Genomic DNA, 20,207 nt, shown 5'->3' on the forward strand with positions numbered 1-20,207 from the left:
TATAAAAGGAACCCCCATGTCCAGTTTGATTAACAGCGCCATGAGTGGCCTCAGTGCCGCACAGGCTGCACTGAATACCGTCAGTAATAATATTTCAAGCTATAACGTGGCAGGCTATACCCGCCAAAGTACAGTGCTGACCGCATCAAACAGCACATTGACCGGTGGTGGTTGGGTAGGCAACGGGGTGTATGTCTCCGGTGTGCAGCGTGAATATGATTCATTCATTACTAACCAACTGCGTGCAGCACAAACGCAGAGCAGTGGCCTGACGACACGCTATCAGCAGATGTCGAAAATTGACGACGTTCTTTCTGATACCACAAATTCGCTGTCGACCACTTTGCAGAGTTTCTTTACCAGCCTGCAAACGCTGGTGAGTAATGCCGAAGATCCTGCGGCGCGTCAGACTGTACTGGGCAAAGCGGATGGGCTGGTAAACCAGTTCAAGGTGAATGACCAGTACCTGCGTGACCAGGATAAACAGGTTAATACCGCGATTTCTACCAGTGTTGATCAGATCAACAACTACGCTAAGCAGATCGCAAACCTGAACGATCAGATTTCTCGTCTGACCGGCGTGGGTGCGGGCGCATCGCCGAACAATTTGCTCGATCAACGCGATCAACTAGTGAACGAGTTGAACCAGATTGTTGGTGTGGAAGTGTCTGTTCAGGATAGTGGCACAATGAACATTGCCCTGGCGAATGGCTATAGCCTCGTTCAGGGAAGCACCGCAGGTCAGCTTGCGGCTGTTCCATCCAGTGCAGACCCTTCACGCACAACTGTTGCTTTTGTTGACCAGGCATCGGGAAATGTTGAGATCCCTGAGAAACAGTTGACCACTGGCTCATTAGGCGGATTGTTAACGTTCCGTTCAGAAGATCTGGATAAAGCACGTAACAACCTCAACCAGATGGCTCTCGCTTTTGCTGACGCAATGAACACTCAGCATGAAGCTGGGTTCGATGCAAGCGGTGTGGCAGGCGGTAAATTATTTGATTTCGGTTCTCCAGCGGTGCTGAGCAACAGCAAGAATGGGGGAACTGCTGCGGTCACTGCCTCTGTTGCTACCAGTAGTAAAGTGCAGGCCACAGACTATAAGCTGGAATTTAACGGAACAAACTGGACCGTTACTCGTACTGCTGACAAAACAAGCTTTACGGCAACGCCCGATGGCAGCGGCAACATGACGTTTGATGGTCTTACTGTTAATGTCACCGGGACAGCAAACACGAAAGACAGCTTCACCGTAAAACCAGTTGTCGACGTTATCGTGAATATGGATTTGGCGATTAGCGATGAATCCAAACTGGCAATGGCATCGGTAAGCGGCGGCGGTGACAGTGACAACCGCAATGGCCAGAAGATGCTGGATTTACAGAACAGCAAGATTGTGGGCGGGAATAAAACCTTCAACGATGCCTATGCGTCGCTGGTCAGTACCGTGGGAAGTACAACGTCTTCACTGAAGACGAGTAGCGCAACTAAAGCAAACGTGGTGACGCAACTGAGCAACCAGCAGCAGTCCATCTCCGGGGTTAACCTTGATGAAGAGTACGGTAACCTGCAGCGCTATCAACAGTATTATCTGGCAAACGCTCAGGTGCTGCAGACAGCGAGTACGTTGTTTGACGCGATAATCAACATTCGCTAAGGCTGAGGTGAACAATGCGTATTAGCACCCAGATGATGTATGAGCAGAACATGCGGGGGATCACTGATTCCCAGAGCAAGTGGTTGGGTTATGGCGAGCAAATGTCGACGGGCAAGCGTGTTAACCGCCCTTCGGATGACCCCATTGCGGCCTCACAGGCTGTGGTTCTGTCTCAGGCACAAACTCAGAATAGCCAGTTTGCGCTTGCCCGTACTTTCGCCTCGCAGAAAGTCTCTCTGGAAGAGAGCGTGTTAACCCAGGTGACACAGGCCATCCAGAGCGCGCAGGAGAAAGTCGTTAACGGTTCCAATGGAACCTTAAGTGATAATGACCGTGCTTCTCTGGCGACCGACCTGAAAGGGTTGCGCGATCAATTGATGAACCTTGCAAACAGCACCGATGGAAATGGTCGTTATATCTTTGCGGGCTATAACACTGAAGCGGCTGCTTTTGACCAGGCAACCGGTGACTACAATGGCGGAAGCACGGCAATTAGCCAGCAGGTTGATGCGGCACGTACCATGCAGATTAGCCATACCGGAACTGAGGTTTTTGCCAGCTTTACCAGCAACGCAACCCCAGAACCTGGTGGTGCTACACCGGAAAAGAACCTCTTCAAGATCCTGGATAATGTGATCACCTCGTTGAACACTCCGGTTGAAGGCAATCAGGCTCAGGCTGAGATTGAAAGTGCCAATATGAGTGTGGCTAATCGCGGTTTGCATAATGCGCTGGAGAACGTTCTGACGGTTCGTGCAGACATTGGTACAAAGATGAATGAACTGAGTCAACTCGATACGCTGGGTGACGATCGGGCACTGGGACAGACTAAGCAGATGAGTGACCTGGTTGATGTTGACTGGAACTCGGCTATTTCGTCTTACACCATGCAGCAGGCTGCATTGCAGGCATCGTATAAAGCGTTCAGTGACATGCAGGGTATGTCTCTGTTCCAGCTTAATAAATAACATTCAGACCTCTTAGAACATGTCTTGAAACTGGACATGTTTTTGCTGCCCAATCCGGGTTTCTGGATTGGGCATTTTTTTTACAGTGACGGAGTCTGCACAGAGGCTGCTACTCGCGCATTTTCAATAAATCGAATAGCAAGGGCGATTGCGCCACAGACGGTAGCCAGTGCCACCACGCCTGACCAGCCAGCAACGCTGTAAATGTTGCTGCCTAAAGCGGAGCCCAGGGCCATTCCAATAAACACCACGGTAAACAGCAATGCGTTCAGGCGACCCCGAGCTTGTGGTTCGAGGCTGTAGACCAGGTTCTGATGTGCGACGAGGCTTGATTGCAGACCGAGGTCAAAGCCGACGGCGGAGAGGGAGATCAGAATCAGTTGCCCGTGAACACCCAGAGCTGGCATCAGGAACATTGCGGCAAAGGAGAGTGTTACCAACGCCGCACCGAGTTGCGTGACTTTTCCTGCGCCCAGTTTGTCTGCCAGACCACCTGCCAACGGAGCTGCTAACGCACCTGCTGCCCCCGCGATACCAAATCCGCCTGCTACAGCACTGCCCAACTGGTAACGCTCAAGCAGCATAACGGCGAGCGTCGACCAGAATGCGCTGAAGGCAATCGAGAGAAAACCCTGAGCCAGTGCCGCACGACGCAATGCCGGGTAGCGACGCCACAGATGTTCCATTGAGCGCATTAACGCCGGATAACTCAGCGTCGAGTGGATCGCAAAACGGGGAAGGACAGCCCACATCACGACGCCGATGAAGGTAATGCTCGCTGCAGCCAACTGATACATCACTCGCCAGTCGAAGGCTTCGCCTACCACACCGCTGACGGTTCTGGACAGTAAAATACCCAGTAGCAGGCCCGTCATAACAGTACCTACGGTTTTGCCTTGCTTTCCTTCTGGCGCAAGGATTGCAGCGGCTGGAACAATATCCTGGGCCATTGTTGCAGCCATCCCGATCAGCAGGCTTGTCAGTAATAACGTGTGCAATTGCCCGGCCAGGCTACAGCCCAACAGGAAGAGTGCCAGCGCGGCGCTCTTAAGCAGGATTAGCGTTCTGCGATCGTGGCGGTCACCCAGAGGCAGAAGAAAGAGTATGCCCAGTGCATAACCTGCTTGTGTCAGAGTGGGGACCATCCCCATGCCTTCAATGCTCAAATGAAGGCCGGAACCCATCAGGGGTAACAGCGGTTGCGCGTAATAAATCGACGCCACGCTAAAGCCAGCCCCAAGAGCCAGCATAAAAATAACCCAGCGACTCGCGGCATGGGTGGCAGTATTTGTTTTCATAAGACGTTCCTCAGTCATGGTGTGAGGCTATTTTTCAGTACTGCGCCTTGCGGTGGTAGAGTGCCCGGTGGTAAAACACTTATACGTTATACGTTATACGTATAACCATTAACAATATGAAACGATCTGAGCGTATAGATAGAGTGGAATTAATGCGAACATTCGTTCGCATTGTTGAAACGGGTTCACTCTCTGCGGCAGCAAGGCAGCTCGAGACAACACAGGCTACGGTGAGCCGACGTCTGCAGTCGCTGGAGACACTATTGGGTGTAAAATTGTTGCTTCGCACAACCCATGCCACAAAGCTCACCGATGACGGCGAGCGCTGTTATCAGCATGCCAGACGAGTGATTGATAGCTGGCTGGCGCTGGAAGATGAAGTTGGACAGACCGAAGATGAGCCTGTTGGGGTTTTACGGGTTCGTGTGCCACATGCATTCGGCCAGGAGCAGCTCCTTAACCCCTTAACACAGTTCTTGCAGCGGTATCCGCAGCTAATCGTTGAGTGGATGCTGAACGATAAGTCGGTAGACTTTCTGAGCGACAATCTTGATTGCGCGATCCGTGTTGGGGCTGACATTGACCCCGCTACCGTTTCCGTATTGCTGGCGGAAGTTCCCCGAAGTGTGGTGGCATCACCGGCGCTTTTAGCCCAGTTTCCAGCGGTACGGACGCCAGACGATCTCGCGCGTCTTCCCTGGATTGCCATCAATACTTTCTACCAGCAACACATCGAACTCTTTGACGGCATGTCGCCACAGCCTACCCGAATTGCCATTACGCCACGTCTGAGTACCGACAGCTTGTATGTTGCACGTAATACGGTGCTGACGGGGCTGGGTGTGGCGGTTGTCTCAAGCTGGATTGTTGACGACGATATTCGGGAAGGGCGGCTGGTTCATCTGTTGCCTGACTGGCAGCCGAAAGCATTGCCCGTTCATCTGGTTTATCCGTGGTCCCGGTACTACCCGGCAAGATTGCGGCGGTTTCTTGACATGATGAGGCTGGTGATGCCAGAAATTGCGGGAATGAGAACGCCTGTGAAGCCAGCGTAAATAAAAAAGCCGACCCGGAGGTCGGCTTTTTAGATCTTACCTCTGTTTATTCAACAGGCTGTGGGCGGGTTGCAGGAGCTGTGGCCTGGTGCGTAGCACTGTGACCACCAGCGGAACCTTTACCTTCGAAGTTAAACTCCGGGCGAACCCAGTCGCTTTGACGTGGCGCTTCCGGAACGTATTCCGGGGCAGGTGCGCGAGTCATTGGCGCAGAAGCAACGTGAGCTTGTTCGGTGACATGAACGACCGGCTCAGCATTTACTTCTGGAACACTAACTTCAGCCACTTCAATGGCTTTTACCGGCTCAAGGGCGGTTTCAACCGCTATTGGCGTTTCCTCAACCACAACGTCTTCGGTGACAACAGCTGCAGGTGCAGCAGGTTCAGCCTCTTCAGTAACCTGTTCGGCAACCACGGTTTCTGCTTCAGGAACGATCTGCGGTTCGGCATCAACCGGTGCAGTAATCACTTCAGGATGCGCAGTTTCCACTTCAGCAACTTGTGGCTCAGCCACAATAGTCTGCGACTCAATAACGGCAGCGGCTTCAGTCACCACCTCGTGTGCTGTTTCGACAGGAGCAAATGCCTCTTCGCTAGCGACGCGCTCTTCGGTCTGCTGGTCCTGTGGGCGTGTAACCGGATAGCGGATCCAGACTTTACCTGAAGCCATTTCCGGAGACATACAGGCTACGGTAAGTGGCATTGGGGACTGAGTCGGATAACGCTCATCACGGTAACGACGACGACGCTGGCCGCTTACGCGCAGATGGCGTGGGGAACGACGGGAGCGGCGAGGCATACCGGCGTTATCACGGCCCTCACTGTTTTCATCGTGTTCGGTGCTGTTGTCGACAACGGCTGGCAGATCAACTTTTGCCAGTTGCGTGTTCGGCACGATATCCGCTTTCGGCTCATCGGTGACCACAGAGGTATTTTCCGCTTGCTCACCACCGATGCGCACCTTCTGCGACAGTTGGCGCTGTTTACGGCGTGGCATAACAACCTGTGCTCGCTCTTCCTGTTCCGCTTCCGGTTGCTCAACAGGTTCTTCACGGTTAAGTGCTTTAACTTCCTGCTGCGCCTGACGCTTCTCATCGTTGCGACGACGGTTGCGCTCGCGGCGAGGTTGCTGCTGCTCGTCACGTTGTTTGGCTTTTTCCGGCTCATCACCCGCCTGCTGGCGAATTTCACGATCTTCCACATTTTGCTGTGGTTTCTCGCGGCGGTTACGACGGTTGTCTTCGCGCGGTTCGCGGCCTTCGTTGTTGTCAGAACGATTATCACGGCGCTCATTACGATCGTTGCGATCATTACGGTCGCGACGATTATTTTGTCGTTTACGACGATCCTGCGGACGTTCTTGTTTCTCTTCTTTTGGCTCGACTTTCGGCTGTTCCGGCTGAACTTCTTCGCCTGCAAACATTTTTTTCAGTGCGCCGAAGAAACGACCCAGCAGACCAGGTTCAGTTGACGATGCTTTCGCTGCCGCCGCAGGTTTCTGCGTGGCAGGTTGTGCCACGGTTTTTTCCTGCACAGGTTCTGGCGGTGCTTCAGGCATGATGAAAGTGGCTAACGCTGGCTGCTCAGGCAGTTTGCGCTCAGCGGGTTCTTCATCTGCAGGCAGAGCCATTGCTTCTTCATGAAGCTTAGGCAGCAGGTAGCTAAGTGTAGTGGTCTCTTCACCTTTGCGGACACGCAGCACGGAGTAGTGTGGCGTTTCCATCTGATCGTTTGGCACGATGATGCAACGAACACCACCCTGACGTGATTCTACAGCGCTAACTGCATCACGTTTTTCGTTGAGAAGGTAGGACGCGATAGGCACAGGCACAATCGCATGAACCTCTTTGGTGTTCTCTTTTAATGCTTCTTCTTCAATCAGACGCAGAATAGAGAGAGACAACGATTCGTTATCACGCACTGTACCCGTACCGCTACAGCGTGGGCACACATGGTGGCTTGACTCACCCAGTGACGGGCTGAGTCGCTGACGCGACATTTCCAGCAGGCCAAAACGAGAAATATGGCTAATCTGGATACGTGCACGGTCCTGGCGTACCGCTTCACGCAGACGGTTTTCTACCGCACGCTGGTGGCGTACCGGCGTCATATCGATGAAGTCGATAACGATCAGGCCACCGAGGTCACGCAGGCGTAACTGGCGGGCAATCTCATCGGCAGCTTCAAGGTTTGTATTGAAGGCCGTTTCTTCGATATCTCCGCCGCGAGTAGCACGTGCGGAGTTGATGTCGATAGCGGTCAGCGCCTCCGTGGAGTCGATAACGATGGAACCGCCTGACGGCAGACGCACTTCACGCTGGAAGGCAGACTCGATCTGAGATTCGATCTGATAGTGGCTGAACAGCGGAATCTCACCGGTGTAGAGCTTAATTTTGCTGGTGAAATCTGGGCGCCCCAATGCCGCAATGTGCTGGCGAGCCAGCTCAAGCACTTTCGGGTTATCAATTAAAATTTCACCAATGTCCTGACGCAGGTAGTCACGGAAAGCACGTACAATAACGTTGCTCTCCTGGTGAATCAGGAATGGTGCAGGGCGGCTATCAGCCGCTTTCTGGATAGCTTCCCAATGCTTCAGGCGGAAGCTTAGGTCCCACTGCAGCGCTTCTGCAGATTTACCCACGCCCGCAGTACGAACGATAAGACCCATACCATCTGGCAATTCGAGGCTTGCCAGCGCTTCTTTCAGTTCAGTGCGATCGTCGCCTTCGATGCGACGGGAGATACCACCCGCGCGCGGGTTGTTTGGCATCAGAACCAGGTAACTACCTGCCAGGCTGATAAAGGTGGTCAGCGCAGCGCCTTTGTTGCCGCGTTCTTCTTTATCGATCTGAACGATGACTTCCTGGCCTTCACGCAGAACGTCTTTAATGTTCGGGCGACCATGGGAGTTATAGTTGGCAGGGAAGTATTCGCGGGCAATTTCTTTAAGAGGAAGGAAACCGTGACGCTCAGCACCATAATCAACGAATGCGGCTTCAAGGCTGGGTTCAATGCGGGTGATTTTGCCTTTGTAAATGTTCGCTTTTTTCTGTTCGTGTCCAGGACTTTCAATATCCAGATCGTACAGACGCTGCCCATCCACAAGGGCGACACGCAACTCTTCTTGCTGAGTTGCGTTGATTAACATTCTTTTCATCGTAACTTACTCATTATTCTTACATTGACGACAAAGCTGCGGGCAAGGTGACGCTTTCCGGGGTATGAACCGATGGCCTCGTGACTGTTCACGTCGCCAACCTCACGGTTGTCGCTCGCTTAAGAGGCGCAGAGTGTCGGTTGCCTGTATTTCATAGGGAAATACAGCGCAATTATCAGGGGAACAGCCTGGGTAAAACTCTCCAGAGAATATTCCATTTACCGGGAAGTACTGCAACCCGCAGCCCGCTAACTGTCTGAAAGATCAATACGTCTTACGCCATTGCTGCGTGGATGATCGGTCAGACAAAATTGGTCATTCCGTCGACATCCTTACTTAACCAGGATTTAACACGGAAAACAGCCTCATTATTCCACTGCTCGCCGGGTTATAGCAAGATGACTTTTACCAATTATCACCCGGTTACTCACAGTTTCTCCACTTCAAAGCGGTGATTGGTTTAATAACCACCAAATCGATTGCGTGAAAGGGAAGCGGGCCGGATAAAAGTAAATATAAGCATAGAAAAATGAGTGGCGCTAATGGCTGACGATATTTAGAATCGCCAACCATGAAAACAGAGACTCCATCGGTAAAAATAATTGCCATCGCGGATGACTACGCAGGGCAACGAATCGACAATTTTTTGCGCACTCAATTAAAGGGTGTGCCGAAAAGCATGATTTATCGTATCTTGCGTAAAGGCGAAGTTCGGGTGAACAAAAAGCGCGTGAAGCCTGAGTACAAGCTAGAAGCCGGCGATGAAGTGCGTATCCCTCCTGTCCGCGTTGCGGAGCGTGAAGAGGAAGTGGTTTCACCTAAGTTGCAGAAAGTCGCGGCCCTGAGTGATGTGATCCTCTATGAGGACGATCATATTCTGGTGTTGAACAAACCTTCCGGTACAGCAGTACACGGCGGTAGCGGCCTAAGTTTCGGTGTCATTGAGGGACTGCGGGCATTACGACCAGAGGCGCGCTTCCTGGAGTTAGTGCATCGCCTGGATCGTGATACGTCTGGTGTTCTTCTGGTGGCGAAAAAGCGTTCTGCTTTGCGCTCGCTCCACGAGCAATTACGCGAGAAGGGGATGCAGAAAGATTATCTGGCACTGGTCCGTGGTCAGTGGCAATCCCATGTCAAAGTAGTTCAGGCTCCTTTGCTGAAAAATATTCTGCAAAGCGGCGAGCGCATTGTGCGTGTAAGCCAGGAAGGCAAACCCTCAGAAACGCGTTTCAAAGTAGAAGAGCGTTATGAATTTGCCACGCTGGTACGCTGTAGCCCGGTCACGGGTCGCACACACCAGATCCGTGTCCATACGCAACATGCCGGACATCCTATCGCATTCGACGATCGCTACGGCGACCGTGAGTTCGATAAGCAACTCGCCGGGACGGGGTTATCACGTCTGTTCCTGCATGCCGCAGCGCTGAAGTTTACCCATCCGGGAACGGGTGAGGTGATGCGTATTGAAGCGCCAATGGATGAACAACTGAAGCGTTGCCTTAAGGTTTTGAGAAACGCAATGTGATAAAGAAACCGGCTGTAGCCGGTTTTTTTATGCCGTCAGCGGATTGAAGTGCTCGCGGCGCAACATCTGGCACAGGGCAATTAGTGGAAGCCCGACAAGCGTGTTTGGGTCACGGCCGTCCAGTTTTTCAAAGAGCGCAATTCCCAGGCCTTCGCTTTTAAAGCTGCCAGCACAGTTCAGTGGACGTTCCCGACGCACATAGTCGATAATCTCTTGCTCGCTGAGATGGCGAAAGTGTACATCGAAAGGTTCGCACTCGGTCTGTAAATGCCCGGATGCAGAGTTATACAGTGCAAGCCCGGTATAAAAGGTAACAATATTGCCGCGTGCGCTCATGAGCTGCCGGCACGCGTTTTCTTCAGTATGAGGTTTTCCGGTGATTTCACCCTCCAGTACACAAACCTGATCTGAACCTATAATCAGATGTGCGGGATAACGAGCGGCCAGTGATTGTGCTTTTTCCTGAGCCAGACGAGTGACCAGATGACGTGGTGATTCTCCTGGTTGTGGCGTCTCATCTACAGTCGGCGCTGCGCATTCAAATGGGATCCCGAGCTTTTCCAGCAGCATTCGGCGGTAGGGTGATGTCGAGGCGAGAACGAGATTTGGCATATTTTTATCACCAGATATAGCGTATCGATGCCAGCCATTTTAAACTACTGGCCGCAATGTGTGCGAATAATTGGCAAAAGGCAGCCCAGGTTGCCTTTTTCTTTGACTATATGACGTTACAAAGTTAATATGCGCGCCCTATGCAAAAGGTAAAATTACCCCTGACTCTTGATCCGGTTCGTACGGCTCAAAAACGCCTTGATTACGAAGGTATCTATACTTCCGATCAGGCTGAACGTATTGCCGAATCTGTAGTCAGTGTGGACAGTGATGTAGAATGTAGCATGTCGTTTGCTATCGATAACCAGCGCCTTGCCGTTTTGACCGGCGATGCAAAGGTGACGGTAACGCTCGAGTGTCAGCGTTGCGGGAAACCGTTTGTACAACATGTTCACACAACATATTGTTTCAGTCCGGTTCGTTCTGATGAACAGGCTGAAGCACTCCCGGAAGCGTATGAGCCGATTGAGGTTAACGAATTCGGTGAAGTCGATCTGCTTGCTTTGGTCGAAGATGAAATCATCCTCACCTTGCCAGTAGTTCCGGTGCATGATTCTGAACACTGTGAAGTGTCCGAGGCGGACATGGTCTTTGGGGAATTGCCTGATGAAGCGCAAAAACCAAACCCATTTGCCGTATTAGCCAGCTTAAAGCGTAAGTAATTGAGGAGTAAGGTCCATGGCCGTACAACAGAATAAACCAACCCGTTCCAAACGTGGCATGCGTCGTTCCCATGACGCGCTGACTGCAGTTACCAGCCTGTCTGTAGACAAGACTTCTGGTGAGAAACACCTGCGTCACCACATCACTGCTGACGGTTTCTACCGCGGCCGCAAGGTTATCACTAAGTAATCACGCGCAAGCGTGATGAGGCTTAGTGAGGATTTCCCCGCGCAAGCGGGGAATCACCAAACCGGGCAGCGAAGATACCTTGACACGTCTAACCCTGGCGTTAGATGTCATGGGGGGAGATTTTGGCCCATCCGTGACAGTGCCTGCAGCATTGCAGGCACTGAATTCTAATTCGCAACTCACACTTCTTTTAGTCGGTAATCCCGACACCATCACGCCATTACTTGCAAAAGCTGACTTCGAACAACGTTCTCGTCTGCAGATAATTCCTGCGCAGTCAGTTATTGCCAGTGATGCACGACCATCACAGGCTATTCGCAATAGCCGTGGTAGTTCTATGCGAGTTGCGCTGGAGCTGGTGAAAGAAGGGCGAGCGCAGGCTTGCGTCAGCGCGGGAAATACCGGTGCGCTGATGGGACTTGCAAAATTACTGCTCAAACCCATCGAGGGGATTGAGCGTCCGGCGCTGGTGACGGTACTGCCGCACCAGCAAAAGGGCAAAACGGTGGTGCTTGATCTGGGTGCAAACGTCGATTGTGATAGTACAATGCTGGCGCAGTTTGCCGTAATGGGCTCAGTGCTGGCTGAAGATGTACTCGGAATCAATAATCCCCGTGTGGCGTTACTGAATATCGGTGAAGAAGAGACAAAAGGCCTGGACAGCATTCGCGATGCTGCTGAATTACTCAAACAGGTTCCTTCTATCAACTATATTGGTTATCTCGAAGCTAACGAGTTGCTGACGGGAAAAACTGATGTGCTGGTGTGTGATGGCTTTACCGGAAATGTAACCCTGAAAACCATGGAAGGGGTCGTAAGAATGTTCCTCTCGCTGCTTAAATCGCAGGGCGAAGGGAAAAAAAGGTCCTGGTGGCTGATTATTTTGAAGCGTTGGTTACAAAAAAGCCTGACGCGGCGATTCAGTCACCTCAACCCCGACCAGTATAATGGCGCCTGTCTGTTAGGATTGCGCGGCATTGTGATTAAAAGTCACGGTGCTGCCAATCAGCGAGCATTTTCTGTCGCGATTGAACAGGCAGTGCAGGCGGTGCAGCGACAAGTCCCACAGCGGATTGCCGCTCGCCTGGAATCTGTATTAGCAAAAAGTGACTGAGCGTACATGTATACGAAGATTATAGGTACCGGCAGTTATCTGCCAAAACAAGTGCGAACTAACGCCGACCTGGAAAAAATGGTAGATACGTCTGACGAGTGGATTGTCTCACGCACAGGTATCCGTGAACGCCGTATCGCCGCGCCAGATGAAACGGTTGCTACCATGGGCTATGAGGCCGCACAGCGCGCACTCGAAATGGCTGGCATCGATAAAGAACAGATCGGTTTGATTGTGGTAGCTACCACCTCCGCGACTCATGCGTTTCCAAGTGCGGCATGCCAGGTTCAAAATATGCTTGGCATTAAGGGCTGCCCGGCATTCGATGTTGCCGCTGCTTGTGCAGGGTTTACCTATGCACTAAGCATTGCCGATCAGTATGTGAAATCTGGCGCAGTGAAGTATGCGCTGGTTATCGGTGCTGATGTTCTGGCACGTACCTGCAATCCAGAAGATCGCGGGACAATTATTATTTTTGGTGATGGTGCTGGCGCTGTGCTGCTCGGGCAGTCAGAAGAGCCTGGTATCATCTCCACGCATTTACATGCTGACGGTAGCTACGGCGAGCTGTTGACGCTGCCTAACGCGGATCGCGTGAATCCGGACAACTCGATTTACCTGACAATGGCAGGTAATGAAGTGTTTAAAGTGGCAGTGACTGAATTGGCGCACATCGTTGACGAAACGCTGGAAGTAAACAATCTCGAACGCACTGCGCTCGACTGGCTTGTACCGCATCAGGCGAATCTGCGTATCATTAGCGCAACGGCCAAAAAACTGGGTATGTCGATGGACAACGTTGTTGTGACTTTAGATCGTCACGGTAATACTTCTGCGGCATCAGTACCTTGTGCGTTTGATGAGGCGGTACGTGATGGACGAATCAAACGCGGTCAACTTGTCTTGCTTGAGGCCTTTGGTGGCGGTTTCACCTGGGGTTCCGCGCTGGTTCGTTTCTAGTATAAGGATAAAAAGATGACGCAATTTGCTTTTGTGTTCCCAGGTCAGGGTTCTCAGGCTATGGGTATGCTGTCTGATATGGCGGCGACCTATCCGGTAATTGAAGAGACGTTCCGTGAAGCGTCCGATGCGCTGGGCTACGATCTTTGGGCACTGACGCAACAGGGCCCGGCTGAAGAACTGAACAAAACCTGGCAGACACAGCCTGCATTGCTGACCGCATCATTTGCACTGTGGCATGTGTGGCAACAGCAGGGTGGCAAAGCGCCTGCTCTGCTTGCTGGTCACAGCCTGGGTGAGTACTCTGCTCTGGTATGTGCTGGAGTGATTGCATTTGCGGATGCTGTTCGCCTGGTCGAAATGCGCGGTAAATTCATGCAGGAAGCTGTGCCGGAAGGTACGGGCGGAATGTCAGCGATTATTGGCCTGGATGATGCCGCTATTGCGAAAGCATGCGAAGAATCGGCGGAAGGTCAGGTGGTTTCACCGGTAAACTTCAACTCTCCTGGGCAGGTGGTTATCGCCGGTCATAAAGAAGCGGTTGAGCGTGCCGGTGCTGCCTGTAAAGCAGCTGGTGCAAAACGCGCGCTGCCGCTGCCGGTAAGTGTGCCATCTCACTGCGCATTGATGAAGCCTGCAGCAGATAAACTGGCGGTTGAACTGGAAAAAATTACGTTTAATGCCCCGGTAATCTCTGTTGTGAACAACGTTGATGTTAAATGCGAAACTGCACCGGAAGCTATCCGTAATGCACTGATTCGCCAGCTTTACAGCCCTGTACAGTGGACGAAAACCGTTGAGTTTATGGCTTCGCAAGGCGTTGAACATCTGTATGAAGTTGGTCCTGGTAAAGTCCTCACCGGTCTGACAAAACGTATTGTTGACACCCTGACTGCCTCGGCGATTAACGAGCCGGAAGCGATGTCAGCGGCACTCTCGCAATAAAAGAGGAATACCATGAGTTTTGAAGGAAAAATCGCACTGGTTACCGGCGCAAGCCGTGGTATCGGGCGTGCAATTGCTGAAACACTGGTTGCGCGTGGCGCGAAAGTGATTGGTACAGCAACCAGCGAGAATGGCGCTCAGGCCATCAGTGAGTATCTTGGTGCAAATGGTAAAGGTCTGGTACTGAATGTGACCGATCCTGCATCTATCGAATCTGTTCTGGGAAATATTCGTGCAGAGTTTGGCGAAGTCGATATTCTGGTAAATAATGCCGGTATCACTCGCGACAACCTGCTGATGCGAATGAAAGATGATGAGTGGAACGATATTATCGAAACCAACCTGTCATCTGTTTTCCGTCTGTCAAAAGCGGTAATGCGCGCTATGATGAAAAAGCGTCATGGCCGTATTATCACTGTTGGTTCCGTGGTTGGTACCATGGGAAATGCTGGTCAGGCTAACTACGCTGCGGCGAAAGCAGGTCTGATCGGTTTCAGTAAATCGTTGGCACGTGAAGTCGCGTCCCGCGGTATTACTGTAAACGTTGTTGCTCCGGGTTTTATTGAAACGGACATGACGCGTGCGCTGACTGATGAGCAGCGTGCGGGTACGCTGGCAGCAGTTCCTGCGGGTCGTTTAGGCGATCCAAAAGAAATTGCCAGCGCGGTTGCATTTTTAGCCTCTGACGAGGCGAGTTACATCACTGGTGAGACTCTCCACGTCAACGGCGGGATGTACATGGTTTAACCACGATGAAAAATATTTGCGTTATTAGGGCGAATGGCCTCAAAATAACGTAAAATCGTGGTAAGACCTGCCGGGATTTAGTTGCAAATTTTTCAACATTTTATACACTACGAAAACCATCGCGAAAGCGAGTTTTGATAGGAAATTTAAGAGTATGAGCACTATCGAAGAACGCGTTAAGAAAATTATCGGCGAACAGCTGGGCGTTAAGCAGGAAGAAGTTGTGAACTCCGCTTCCTTCGTTGAAGACCTGGGCGCAGATTCTCTTGACACCGTTGAGCTGGTAATGGCTCTGGAAGAAGAGTTTGATACTGAGATTCCGGACGAAGAAGCTGAGAAAATCACCACCGTTCAGGCTGCCATTGATTACATCAACGGTCACCAGGCGTAAGTGAACATCTCCAGGCGGTCATTCGACCGCCTGAGTTTTATCTTTTTTAGACCCACAAATCTCTTTTTTTATCCCTCCCTGGAGGACAAACGTGTCTAAGCGTCGTGTAGTTGTGACCGGACTTGGCATGTTGTCTCCTGTCGGCAATACCGTAGAGTCCACCTGGAAAGCTCTCCTTGCCGGTCAGAGCGGCATCAGCCTAATCGACCATTTCGATACTAGCGCCTATGCAACGAAATTTGCTGGCTTAGTAAAGGATTTTAACTGTGAAGAGATCATCTCGCGCAAAGAACAGCGCAAGATGGATGCCTTCATTCAATATGGAATTGTCGCTGGCGTTCAGGCCATGCAGGATTCTGGCCTTGAAATAACGGAAGAGAACGCAACCCGTATTGGTGCCGCAATTGGCTCCGGGATTGGCGGTCTTGGCTTAATCGAGGAAAACCATACATCACTGATGAATGGTGGCCCACGTAAGATCAGCCCATTTTTCGTTCCGTCAACGATTGTTAATATGGTGGCAGGTCATCTGACCATCATGTTTGGCCTGCGTGGCCCAAGCATTTCTATCGCGACTGCCTGTACATCCGGTGTGCATAATATTGGCCAGGCGGCGCGTATTATCGCTTATGGCGATGCTGATGCGATGGTTGCAGGTGGTGCTGAAAAAGCCAGTACCCCGTTGGGTGTTGGTGGCTTTGGTGCAGCACGTGCGTTGTCTACCCGTAACGATAACCCGCAGGCTGCAAGTCGTCCGTGGGATAAAGACCGTGATGGTTTCGTGCTGGGTGATGGTGCGGGTATGGTCGTACTGGAAGAGTACGAACATGCGAAAAAACGTGGCGCGAAAATTTATGCTGAAATCGTTGGCTTTGGCATGAGTAGTGATGCTTACCACATGACATCTCCACCGGAAAATGGTGCGGGTGCTGCGCTGGCAATGGTGAATGCGATCCGCGATGCGGGCATCACACCAGGCCAGATCGGCTATGTCAATGCTCATGGTACATCTACACCAGCAGGGGATAAAGCCGAAACTCAGGCCGTTAAGTCTGTGTTTGGTGATGCTGCACGCAGTGTTATGGTGAGTTCTACAAAATCCATGACCGGTCACCTGTTAGGTGCGGCGGGTGCAGTAGAATCTATCTACTCCATCCTTGCGCTGCGCGATCAGGCTGTTCCGCCGACCATCAACTTGGATAATCCAGATGAAGGTTGCGACCTGGACTTCGTTCCGCACGAAGCTCGTCAGGTGAGTGGCATGGAGTATACGCTGTGCAACTCCTTTGGCTTCGGTGGTACGAATGGTTCTCTGATCTTTAAAAAAGTCTGAGACTGATTGCCAGATGGAAAATAAAAAAGGTCCGCTTGTCGGACCTTTTTTATTCAGTTTTATCCCCTTGTCCGGTGTCATTCTGCCTGCCAGACTGAATCACCACGCATAAGGAGCCACCATGTTTTTAATTAATGGCCTTGAGCAAGATTACTTACCTGCAAGTGACAGGGCGACTCAGTTTGGTGATGGCTGTTTTACGACTGCAAGGATCCTTTCCGGAGAGGTTTGCCTTCTCGCCGAACATATCCGGCGGTTGAAGAGTGCCTGTGAGAGACTGCTGATCTCTTTTACGCAATGGGATGAGCTTCAGCGCGAAATGATCGGGCTGGCAGCAGGAAAAGAAACCGGTGTGCTCAAAGTGATTATCAGTCGGGGAAGCGGTGGCCGTGGTTACAGCGGTGCTAACTGCCAGTATCCCACCCGCATACTCTCCGTTTCGGATTATCCGGCCCATTACGACCGCTGGCGTCGTGACGGGATTAGGCTTGAATTAAGTCCGGTACGATTGGGGCGAAACCCCATGCTTGCAGGTATTAAACACCTCAATCGCCTTGAACAGGTCTTAATCCGCGCTCATCTTGAACAGTCAGATGCTGACGAAGCGCTGGTTCTTGACAGCGAAGGGGTCATTACGGAATGCTGTGCGGCTAATTTATTATGGCGGAAGGGCGCAGATGTGTTCACACCAGGGATGGAACAAGCGGGTGTGGATGGCATCATGCGCCAGTTTTGTTTACAACACCTGGCACGCTCTCGCTTCCGCGTTGTCGAAGTTAACGCAAGTCTGGATGCACTATCATCCGCAGATGAAGTTGTCATCTGTAACGCATTGATGCCTGTTGTCCCCGTGTGTACTTATGGGGAACAACGCTGGTCATCCCGTGAACTTTTTCAGTTTTTAGCCCCGTTATGTGAAAAAACCAGGTCGTCATGAAGAAAATGTTGCGCTTTGTCCTCCTCCTTGTTGTTGTGCTGGCTATCGCTGGTGGGGCTGGGGTGTGGAAAGTCCGCCAACTGGCGGACAGTAAAATTCTGATCAAAGAAGAGACCATTTTTACGCTGAAAGCGGGTACAGGGCGGCTGGCTCTGGGCGAGCAGCTTTATGGTGATAAGGTTATCAATCGGCCGCGAGTCTTTCAGTGGCTCCTCCGTCTTGAGCCTGAATTATCGCATTTCAAAGCCGGTACTTATCGCTTTATTCCAGGTATGACGGTAAGAGACATGCTGCAACTGCTGGAAAGTGGTAAAGAAGCGCAGTTCCCGCTGCGTTTTGTTGAAGGAATGCGTGTGAGTGATTATCTCAAACAACTGCGCGACGCACCCTACATCAAGCATACGTTGAAAGATGATAGCTATCAGACCGTTGCTGAAGTATTGAAATTTGAACACCCTGAGTGGGTTGAAGGCTGGTTCTGGCCTGATACGTGGATGTATACGGCTGGCACAACCGATGTCGCTATCCTGAAACGCGCACACAAAAAGATGGTCGCGGCAGTGGATGCAGCATGGGAAGGGCGTGTGGATGGGTTGCCTTACAAAGATCAAAACCAGTTCGTCACGATGGCTTCAATCATCGAAAAAGAGACGGCTGTAGCAGCAGAACGTGACCAGGTGGCCTCAGTATTCATCAACCGACTGCGTATCGGCATGCGCCTGCAAACCGATCCTACGGTGATCTATGGAATGGGTGAAAACTATACCGGGAAGATCGGCAGGAAAGATCTGGAGACGCCAACGGCGTATAATACCTACGTGATTAGTGGGTTACCGCCAGGCCCGATTGCCACCCCGAGTGAGGCATCATTACAGGCCGCCGCACATCCGGCAAAAACACCGTATCTCTATTTTGTGGCTGACGGAAAAGGTGGACATACCTTTAATACAAACCTTACCAGTCACAATCGCTCTGTTCAGGATTATCTGAAGGCACTTAAGGAAAAAAATGCGCAGTAAATACATTGTCATTGAGGGACTAGAGGGGGCAGGGAAAACCACCGCCCGCAATGTGGTCGTCGACACGCTCAAAGAGTTGGGCATCACGGAAATGGTGTTCACCCGCGAACCGGGTGGTACACAACTGGCTGAAAAACTGAGAAGCCTGGTGCTGGATATCAAATCCGTTGGCGACGAAGTTATCAATGACAAAGCCGAAGTGCTGATGTTCTACGCTGCGCGCGTGCAATTGGTTGAGACGGTCATCAAGCCCGCGCTGGCTAAAGGTCAGTGGGTGATTGGCGATCGTCACGATCTGTCTACTCAGGCGTATCAGGGCGGTGGACGTGGTATTGATCAGAACATGTTAGCGACGCTGCGAGATGCTGTGCTAGGGGATTTCCGTCCAGATCTTACACTTTATCTGGATGTGACTCCGGAAGTTGGCTTGAAACGCGCTCGCGCTCGCGGTGAGCTGGATCGCATTGAACAAGAGTCGCTGGACTTCTTCAACCGTACACGTGCTCGCTATCTGGAGTTGGCCGGGCAGGATCGTTCGATTCGAACTATTGATGCTACGCAATCACTGGAAGGCGTGACCCATTCAATTCGTGAAACGGTTACTCAGTGGCTACAGGAGCTGCAGGCATGAAATGGTATCCATGGTTGCGCCCGCACTTTGAACAGCTGATTAGCAGCTATCAGGCTGGTCGGGGGCATCATGCATTACTGATTCAGGCGTTACCTGGAATGGGCGATGATGCGTTGATTTACGCCATCACCCGGTTTTTGATGTGTCAGCAACCAGAAGGGCATAAGAGCTGCGGCAAATGCCGGGGCTGCCAGCTAATGCAGGCGGGTACGCATCCTGACTATTACACCCTTGAGCCGGAGAAAGGGAAGAATACGCTTGGCATTGATGCGGTGCGTGAAGTCAGTGAAAAGCTGTATGAGCATGCCCGACTGGGGGGCGCGAAGGTTGTCTGGTTGAAAGATGCTGCTCTTCTTACAGAGGCAGCGGCCAATGCATTATTAAAAACGCTTGAGGAGCCGCCAGAAAAGACCTGGTTCTTCATGACGTGCCGTGAACCTGGCCGATTACTGGCGACATTACGTAGCCGCTGTCGGCTTCATCACCTTTCAGTCCCCCAGGAAAACTGGGCTTTAGCGTGGCTGGAGCGCGAGGTGACAACGTCACAAGACGAGGCGCTCGCGGCATTACGACTTTGCAGCGGCGCGCCTGCTGCAGCACTGGCTATGTTGACTCCTGAAGTCTGGTCGCAACGTACCTTGTTGTGCCAGGGCGTTGAGTCTGCACTGGAAAGCCGTGACTGGTTGAGCTTGTTAGGTATTCTGAACCATGAACAGGGTGCTGAACGTTTGCACTGGCTGGCATCACTGCTTCTTGATGCGTTGAAAGTGCAACAAGGGGCAACGCTATTAACCAATCCAGACGTCTGGGTACTGGTTAATACGCTGGCAAACCGTCTTTCAGGTGCTTCACTACGAGCCATCCTTCACGATGTCTGCCAGAGTCGTGAACAACTTTTAACAGTGACCGGGCTGAATCGCGAGCTTTTACTTACAGACCAGTTACTGCGTATCGAACATTACCTGCAACCAGGCACATTGCTGCCTGTTTCCCATCTCTGAGAGAG

19 protein-coding genes are annotated in these 20,207 nt (G+C 51.7%); 16 read left to right on the forward strand and 3 right to left on the reverse strand.

All coding sequences use genetic code 11. The features are described from left to right. Positions 1 to 16 precede the first annotated feature (16 nt). Both flgK and flgL read left to right on the forward strand, forming a co-directional pair. Positions 17 to 1,657, forward strand: a complete 1,641-nt coding sequence (flgK, locus tag HV346_RS08415) for a flagellar hook-associated protein FlgK (protein WP_181623059.1) — start codon at positions 17 to 19, stop codon at positions 1,655 to 1,657. Between the two features lie 14 nt (positions 1,658 to 1,671). Next, positions 1,672 to 2,625 (forward strand): flagellar hook-associated protein FlgL, encoded by a 954-nt coding sequence (flgL, locus tag HV346_RS08420; RefSeq protein WP_181623060.1) that lies wholly within the window; start codon positions 1,672 to 1,674, stop codon positions 2,623 to 2,625. 80 nt (positions 2,626 to 2,705) lie between these two features. On the opposite strand, the gene HV346_RS08425 is transcribed toward flgL, so the two are convergent. Further along, the gene (locus tag HV346_RS08425) at positions 2,706 to 3,923 is read right to left on the reverse strand and encodes an MFS transporter (protein WP_181623061.1); all 1,218 of its coding nucleotides are present in this window, start codon (positions 3,921 to 3,923) and stop codon (positions 2,706 to 2,708) included. A 116-nt stretch (positions 3,924 to 4,039) separates the two neighbouring features. Between HV346_RS08425 and HV346_RS08430 the strand changes: the two genes are divergently transcribed. Then, on the forward strand, positions 4,040 to 4,978 hold the full coding sequence (locus HV346_RS08430; protein ID WP_181623062.1) for a LysR family transcriptional regulator: 939 nt from the start codon (positions 4,040 to 4,042) through the stop codon (positions 4,976 to 4,978). A gap of 46 nt (positions 4,979 to 5,024) precedes the next feature. Here HV346_RS08430 and rne read toward each other — a convergent pair whose 3' ends face one another. After that, on the reverse strand, positions 5,025 to 8,135 hold the full coding sequence (gene rne / locus HV346_RS08435; RefSeq protein WP_181623063.1) for a ribonuclease E: 3,111 nt from the start codon (positions 8,133 to 8,135) through the stop codon (positions 5,025 to 5,027). 571 nt (positions 8,136 to 8,706) lie between these two features. Between rne and rluC the strand changes: the two genes are divergently transcribed. Beyond that, on the forward strand, positions 8,707 to 9,660 hold the full coding sequence (rluC, locus tag HV346_RS08440) for a 23S rRNA pseudouridine(955/2504/2580) synthase RluC (protein WP_181623064.1): 954 nt from the start codon (positions 8,707 to 8,709) through the stop codon (positions 9,658 to 9,660). Between the two features lie 27 nt (positions 9,661 to 9,687). On the opposite strand, the gene HV346_RS08445 is transcribed toward rluC, so the two are convergent. Further along, the gene (locus tag HV346_RS08445; RefSeq protein WP_181623065.1) at positions 9,688 to 10,272 is read right to left on the reverse strand and encodes a nucleoside triphosphate pyrophosphatase; all 585 of its coding nucleotides are present in this window, start codon (positions 10,270 to 10,272) and stop codon (positions 9,688 to 9,690) included. A gap of 140 nt (positions 10,273 to 10,412) precedes the next feature. Here HV346_RS08445 and yceD point away from each other — a divergent pair, with 140 nt between their 5' ends. The 12 genes from yceD (at position 10,413) to holB (ending at position 20,202) form a co-directional block, all read left to right on the forward strand. After that, the gene (gene yceD / locus HV346_RS08450; RefSeq protein ID WP_181623066.1) at positions 10,413 to 10,934 is read left to right on the forward strand and encodes a 23S rRNA accumulation protein YceD; all 522 of its coding nucleotides are present in this window, start codon (positions 10,413 to 10,415) and stop codon (positions 10,932 to 10,934) included. Between the two features lie 16 nt (positions 10,935 to 10,950). Continuing rightward, on the forward strand, positions 10,951 to 11,124 hold the full coding sequence (gene rpmF, locus HV346_RS08455; protein WP_003857964.1) for a 50S ribosomal protein L32: 174 nt from the start codon (positions 10,951 to 10,953) through the stop codon (positions 11,122 to 11,124). A 79-nt stretch (positions 11,125 to 11,203) separates the two neighbouring features. Next, on the forward strand, positions 11,204 to 12,238 hold the full coding sequence (gene plsX, locus HV346_RS08460; RefSeq protein WP_181623067.1) for a phosphate acyltransferase PlsX: 1,035 nt from the start codon (positions 11,204 to 11,206) through the stop codon (positions 12,236 to 12,238). Between the two features lie 6 nt (positions 12,239 to 12,244). Further along, positions 12,245 to 13,198 (forward strand): beta-ketoacyl-ACP synthase III, encoded by a 954-nt coding sequence (locus tag HV346_RS08465; RefSeq protein ID WP_181623068.1) that lies wholly within the window; start codon positions 12,245 to 12,247, stop codon positions 13,196 to 13,198. Positions 13,199 to 13,213: 15 nt separating this feature from the next. Next, positions 13,214 to 14,143, forward strand: a complete 930-nt coding sequence (gene fabD / locus HV346_RS08470) for an ACP S-malonyltransferase (RefSeq protein WP_181623069.1) — start codon at positions 13,214 to 13,216, stop codon at positions 14,141 to 14,143. 12 nt (positions 14,144 to 14,155) lie between these two features. Then, positions 14,156 to 14,890 carry a 3-oxoacyl-ACP reductase FabG gene (gene fabG, locus HV346_RS08475; protein WP_181623070.1) on the forward strand — a complete coding sequence of 245 codons (735 nt, stop codon included), beginning with the start codon at positions 14,156 to 14,158 and terminating at the stop codon, positions 14,888 to 14,890. Between the two features lie 154 nt (positions 14,891 to 15,044). Then, positions 15,045 to 15,281, forward strand: coding sequence for an acyl carrier protein (gene acpP / locus HV346_RS08480; RefSeq protein WP_003857954.1), 237 nt, complete (start codon positions 15,045 to 15,047; stop codon positions 15,279 to 15,281). A gap of 91 nt (positions 15,282 to 15,372) precedes the next feature. Next, a complete protein-coding gene (gene fabF / locus HV346_RS08485; protein WP_181623071.1) occupies positions 15,373 to 16,614 on the forward strand; it encodes a beta-ketoacyl-ACP synthase II in 1,242 nt (413 codons plus the stop codon). A 121-nt stretch (positions 16,615 to 16,735) separates the two neighbouring features. Next, entirely contained in the window at positions 16,736 to 17,551 is an 816-nt protein-coding gene (gene pabC / locus HV346_RS08490) for an aminodeoxychorismate lyase (RefSeq protein ID WP_181623072.1), read from the forward strand. Continuing rightward, complete coding sequence (gene yceG / locus HV346_RS08495) at positions 17,548 to 18,570, forward strand: cell division protein YceG (protein WP_181623073.1); 1,023 nt, start codon at positions 17,548 to 17,550, stop codon at positions 18,568 to 18,570. The genes pabC and yceG overlap by 4 nt, the downstream gene beginning before the upstream one ends. Then, positions 18,560 to 19,201: a dTMP kinase gene (gene tmk, locus HV346_RS08500; RefSeq protein WP_181623074.1), complete on the forward strand. Its 642-nt coding sequence runs from the start codon at positions 18,560 to 18,562 to the stop codon at positions 19,199 to 19,201. Before yceG ends, tmk begins: the two co-directional genes overlap by 11 nt. Further along, on the forward strand, positions 19,198 to 20,202 hold the full coding sequence (gene holB / locus HV346_RS08505) for a DNA polymerase III subunit delta' (protein WP_181623075.1): 1,005 nt from the start codon (positions 19,198 to 19,200) through the stop codon (positions 20,200 to 20,202). Before tmk ends, holB begins: the two co-directional genes overlap by 4 nt. Positions 20,203 to 20,207 lie beyond the last annotated feature (5 nt).

Origin of the sequence: Enterobacter sp. RHBSTW-00994 (assembly GCF_013782625.1) — a bacterium.
In the GTDB taxonomy this organism is placed as follows: Bacteria; Pseudomonadota; Gammaproteobacteria; order Enterobacterales; family Enterobacteriaceae; genus Enterobacter.